Raw genomic sequence first — 5170 nt, 5'->3', positions numbered from 1 at the left:
GTGGGGAGATGGGGGGAAAATAATTTAACTAAATTATCTCTTCAACTCTCCCTACCTCCCCACCTCTTCTGCATTAAAGCCTTCTGCCTTTCTGCAATTACTGTGCTCCTTGTTCCTGTTTTTCAATGGCTTTTTCGGTGCGTTCGTAAGGATTAGTTGGTTGTTTTTTGGGAAACAAGCCTAGCATAAAGTTGTTGAGTGTGGTTCGAGTTTGTAAGCTGGCATTACTGACGGGTTTGAATGGAATGCGATCGCCCAACAAGACAAACAACAAAAATAGTAAAATCAGCAGAGGAAACTTTGCTTTAGAAAACATAACAATAAATTAACTAAATAGTTAATCAAATCGTTTAATTCTATTGTTCCCACTTATAGCGTTAAAGCAGCGATTTTTTTGGGTTTATTTAAGGGTGAAGTTTGCCATCAGGCAATTTAGCTTCTTTAAAGTTAGCTCCCTCAAGGTTAGCACATCCCAACACATTTAAACTGAGGGCGGCTGCGCGATCGCTTGCTTTAAGATTGAAACCTAAATTAGCATTGCGCGGATCGTCATTTGTTGGCGTGGTTCCTAATTTAAAACCTACAGAACCGCCATCATTATTAGCTTTTAGCCTCAAACTAATACCAACACAACCTAAGTCAGCACGTTCTAAATTAGCTTTGGTTAAGTTAGCTCTTTTTAAGTTAGCATTTCCCAGTTTTGCGCCTTCTAAGTTAGCACTTTCCAGGTTAGCTCTTTCCAAGTTTACACCGCTTAAGTCAGCTCCCTGTAAATTAGCATTTTTCAAGTCACATCCGGGGCATTCTCTAGTTTCCAGCAATTTATCCACTCGTTTTTGAGTGTTTAAAAAGGAAATATAGAAATATGATGTAACTCCCGCAGCTAGTAAAATTATCAAAACGGTGAGATGCTTAAATTTCATGGCTAAACTGAAAGCTACTTTGGCTTTCTCAATCAAGTAGTTGATCTTTACTACTAAACTTCCAGTTTTCGATCCGGAATTTCTCCTGAAACTTCAGTAAAAACTCTTAGGCTAAATGTAGATCCGCGACTTCTTCAAGAAGTCGGGATCTGAACACTAGTAAAGTTGGGAATCAGGGGATCAGTAAAAACCCCGATCTAGTCAACTGTTAGCTGCTAATTTAGAAAGGTTCTCACCTGTGACACGACAAATTCGCCAGTCTGGTAACACATCTGCACCCATACGTTGATAAAAGCCGATCGCAGGTGCATTCCAATCTAATACGCTCCATTCTAAACGTCCACAATTCCGTTCTACTGCTAATTTAGCTACATGAATAAGTAATGCTTTCCCAATACCTTGGTGGCGGTATTCTGGTAACACAAATATATCTTCTAAATATATTCCTGGTTTAGTTAAAAAGGTTGAATAATTAGGAAAAAACAAAGCAAAACCTACTGCTTTTCTATCTAATTCAGCTAATATAGCTTCGGCATAAATGCGTTCCCCAAATAAGTGAGATTCTAAATCTGCAATATTCCCCGTAACTGCATGAGATAACTTTTCGTATTCCGCCAAACCTTTTATTAGATGAAATAAAGTTGGCACATCTTGGGGAGTTGTCGATCGCAAAATCAAATTAGTCATAGTTAAGAAGGCAGAAGGCAGAAGGCAGAGGGCAGAAGGCAGAAGGAATACCCAAAAATAAATTTTAGGGGCTTAAAACCTCTTTTTAGCAAAGGCAAATAATTTTTCTGCCTTTTTTTGGTCATTGATTAACCAAAAAGTATTTTAGCAGAGAGTACTAAAAAGAAGAAGGTAGGAGATAAAAGAAAGATTTTCACCTTTCTCCTTTCTTACCTTCTGCCTTCTGCCTTCTGCCCTCTGCCTTCTATTTCAACCAACTTTTGAGACGTTGAGCAATTTGAGGGCGGCGTAATTTCCGCATAGCTTTACTTTGAATTTGACGCACTCGTTCGCGGGATAAATTGTACAAATTACCCACTTCTTCTAAAGTGCAAGGTTCACTGGTTGTTAAACCATAACGTAGGGAAATTACATCTTTTTCTCTCGGTGTGAGAACATCTCCTAATACTGTCCAAATTTCCTGACGCAACATAGTATCATTCATTTGTTCTTCAGGAGATTGGGTATCATTATCTTCTAACAAATCTACCAATTCTGTATCTTCTTCTCTGCCAACTCTGTGGTTTAAAGAAAGCGATCGCCTCCGTAACTGTTGTAACTGATGCAAATGCTCCAGGGAAATATCTAAAGCTTTAGCTATTTCTGCTTCTGTAGGGTTTCTTCGCAATTGTTGCTTGAGTTCCCGTTGAATTTTTTTCAGTTTATTCAGTTTTTCTACAATGTGAATTGGTAAACGAACAGTCCGCGCATCATTGGCGATCGCTCTGGTAATCGCTTGGCGAATCCACCAGTAAGCATAAGTCGAAAACTTATAACCTTTATCAGGATCGAACTTTTCTGTAGCTCGGTTTAACCCCATTGCACCTTCTTGTATTAAATCCAAGAATTGTACTCCTCGATTTAAATACCGCTTGGCGATCGACACTACTAATCGCAGATTCGAGCGAATCATTTTCCGTTTCGCTACTTTTCCTTGATACAAACGCTGCTCTAACTGACGTTCTGTTAATCCCAACTTTGCTGCTATCTCTGCTCCCGTTGGGTGCTTACCTAATTCTTCCTGTAAACTTCTTTGTATTTCTTCTACAGTTACTAGGAATTGCACTCGCTTCGCTAAATCCACTTCCTCTTTTGGTTTTAGTAGAGGATACCGTGCCATTTCCTTAAAGAAAGCACCTACTGAATCATCCGAGTTCATCTTATGATAACCCGATCTTGCATAAGACTCTATTTCCTCAATTGCACTTGTTTCCTCTGCGGTGGAAACTTCAGCTTCACTATTAACCAAATCCACTTCCGAAGGTTCGATATTGATATCAGGTTCTACATCAATACCGACATTATTACTTACTGTTAATGGTTGGGTTTCTGACAAATCTAACTCGGTGATATTCATAAGCAAGCTCTTTTTGTAATTTTGTTAAACTCACTGCCTTAGAACCAGCGTTTCCTTTAATACATTCCATTCATATACCTACACAAATCGCCCCCTGATGATGAATGAAACTGTTCAGATTTCTTTAGAAAAATTTAAGATTTTTGTCTTTACGATCATTTTAGTCTGGTCAATTTAATTTTGCCAGGTTCTGGACTTTTCCCTTGGGGAATAGAGTGCAAGTTGAGGAATACTTTATTAGACTACCGCAAGTGTTTTTTTTCATTGTTTTCCTAGCTACAAAATAACAACGTGAATGCTTTAGGATTCCGATTAACCTTGGTAACACTTGTTACGAATGTGTCTCTGTAACTACATTGGTGAACTGCTCAACAAAACTTTGTAAATATTTTCGATTGCGATCACAGCATCTCATGTAACATGGAGCTTTGCTCTCTATCAATGGGTGTAAAATTACTGTCTTGCCAAAGAAAGAAAGTATTTTACATTTTTTAATGAAAAATTAGAAAATTGCCGTGAAAGGTTATTATCTATTAAAAAAACCTGTGATTAGGTGGATAACTTTAAGAAACAGCGAAAATCAGTAAATTATATTGATGAGCTAAATTGATTGCTGAATTTGCCGTTTATTCGGACTTAAAATAAGTTTCTAGCCATCAAAATCAGCTTTAGCCCGGTACAATAAACGAGTCAGGTATCGATCGCCCCCAGCAACGAACTATTGGGTGTGTAACAGTATGTCTAGTTCCCGTTGGCAGTTTTCCCCGATATTAGCCGAACCAAAAGCAACTTATGAAACTACCATGCCGAGAAATAGATGGGTAGAGGTATTGGTAGATTCTCCAGCAACCCAGGAAGAATCACAAAACCAAAAGTTGTACACTTACAGGTTGCCTGGGGATTTAGAAGTAAAACCTGGGGATATTTTGAGCGTGCCATTTGGGACACAGGTTTTGGGTGCGATCGCCATTCGGTTACTAGAACACCCACCAGGAAATATAGCAACTGAGAAAATACGGGATGTAGAGGAAGTCGTAACCTCCGGGTTTTTTCCTACTAATTACTGGGAATTACTGAAAAAGGTATCTACGTATTATTACACACCCTTGATGCAAGTAGTGAGGGCAGCCCTACCGCCGGGATTACTGACGCGATCGCAAAGACGCATTCGCCTGCGCCCCGAAGCTATTCCCCCAGGCGCAACAACCTTCCTCAACCTATCAGCTCGACAAATTTTAGAACTATTGCAAAATGCTAAAACCGGAGACTACACTTGGCAATATCTTCAGTCCAAAGTCAAAGGCGGAAAACAAGGACTGCGAGAATTACTTAAACGAGGTTGGGTAGAAAGTTATTTAGAAACACCCAGACACGCCCAACCAAAACAAAAACAAGCAGTCACCCTAATCGCAGAGATCGATTTGCTCGATCTCACACCCCGTCAAGCGGAAATATTGAGCCTATTGCAGCGTCAGGGTGGAGAATTGTGGCTGAATGATTTATTGCAGCTTTCTAAAACTAGCGCGACAACCCTAAAAGCACTCGAACAAAAAGGTTACATTACAATTCAGAATCGGGAAATTTTGCGATCGCTCCAAGAACCAGAACAAGCACCCGACACCGCCAAAGTTTTAACCTCCGAACAAGCAGCAGCTTTGAAGACGATCGACAATTTACCAGGATTCGCCCAAGTCTTATTACATGGCGTGACAGGTTCCGGGAAAACCGAGGTATACTTGCAAGCGATCGCCCCTATTTTAGAACAAGGAAAATCCGCCTTAGTTTTAGTTCCAGAAATCGGATTAACACCACAATTAACCGATCGATTCCGCGCCCGTTTCGGCAGCAAAGTCTGCGTCTATCACAGCGCCCTTTCCGAAGGCGAACGTTACGACACCTGGCGACAAATGTTAGCTGGCGAACCTCAAGTAGTCATTGGTACTCGTTCCGCCGTCTTCGCCCCCCTACCCAAACTGAGTTTAATCATCCTCGACGAAGAACACGACAGCAGCTTCAAACAAACCTCCAGAACCCCCACCTATCATGCCCGTAACGTCGCCAAATGGCGTGCAGAATTAGTCAACTGTCCCCTAGTTTTAGGTTCCGCAACTCCCTCTTTGGAAACTTGGATTGAAGTCAGGGGAGATGGGGAGATGGGGAGATG

At 40.6% G+C, this 5170-nt stretch carries 5 protein-coding genes; 1 reads left to right on the top strand and 4 read right to left on the bottom strand.

What is annotated here, in order from left to right:
- Positions 1 to 97: 97 nt before the first annotated feature.
- The 4 genes from IQ264_RS31500 to IQ264_RS31485 all read right to left on the bottom strand — a co-directional run bounded on the left by IQ264_RS31500 (position 98) and on the right by IQ264_RS31485 (position 3006).
- Entirely contained in the window at positions 98 to 316 is a 219-nt protein-coding gene (locus tag IQ264_RS31500; RefSeq protein ID WP_193986516.1) for a hypothetical protein, read from the bottom strand.
- Between the two features lie 88 nt (positions 317 to 404).
- Positions 405 to 923, bottom strand: a complete 519-nt coding sequence (locus IQ264_RS31495; protein ID WP_193986513.1) for a pentapeptide repeat-containing protein — start codon at positions 921 to 923, stop codon at positions 405 to 407.
- A gap of 201 nt (positions 924 to 1124) precedes the next feature.
- Positions 1125 to 1610, bottom strand: a complete 486-nt coding sequence (locus IQ264_RS31490; RefSeq protein WP_193986511.1) for a GNAT family N-acetyltransferase — start codon at positions 1608 to 1610, stop codon at positions 1125 to 1127.
- A 244-nt stretch (positions 1611 to 1854) separates the two neighbouring features.
- Entirely contained in the window at positions 1855 to 3006 is a 1152-nt protein-coding gene (locus tag IQ264_RS31485; protein WP_193986509.1) for an RpoD/SigA family RNA polymerase sigma factor, read from the bottom strand.
- A 737-nt stretch (positions 3007 to 3743) separates the two neighbouring features.
- Here IQ264_RS31485 and priA point away from each other — a divergent pair.
- Positions 3744 to 5170: replication restart helicase PriA (gene priA, locus IQ264_RS31480; RefSeq protein ID WP_193986506.1), on the top strand; the 1427-nt coding region annotated here is incomplete at its 3' end.

The sequence above is a fragment of the [Phormidium] sp. LEGE 05292 genome (genome assembly GCF_015207735.1).
Classification (GTDB): Bacteria; Cyanobacteriota; Cyanobacteriia; order Cyanobacteriales; family Aerosakkonemataceae; genus Floridanema.
The sequence above is the reverse complement of the archived record's forward strand: the minus strand, read 5'-3'. Positions and strand labels throughout refer to the sequence as shown.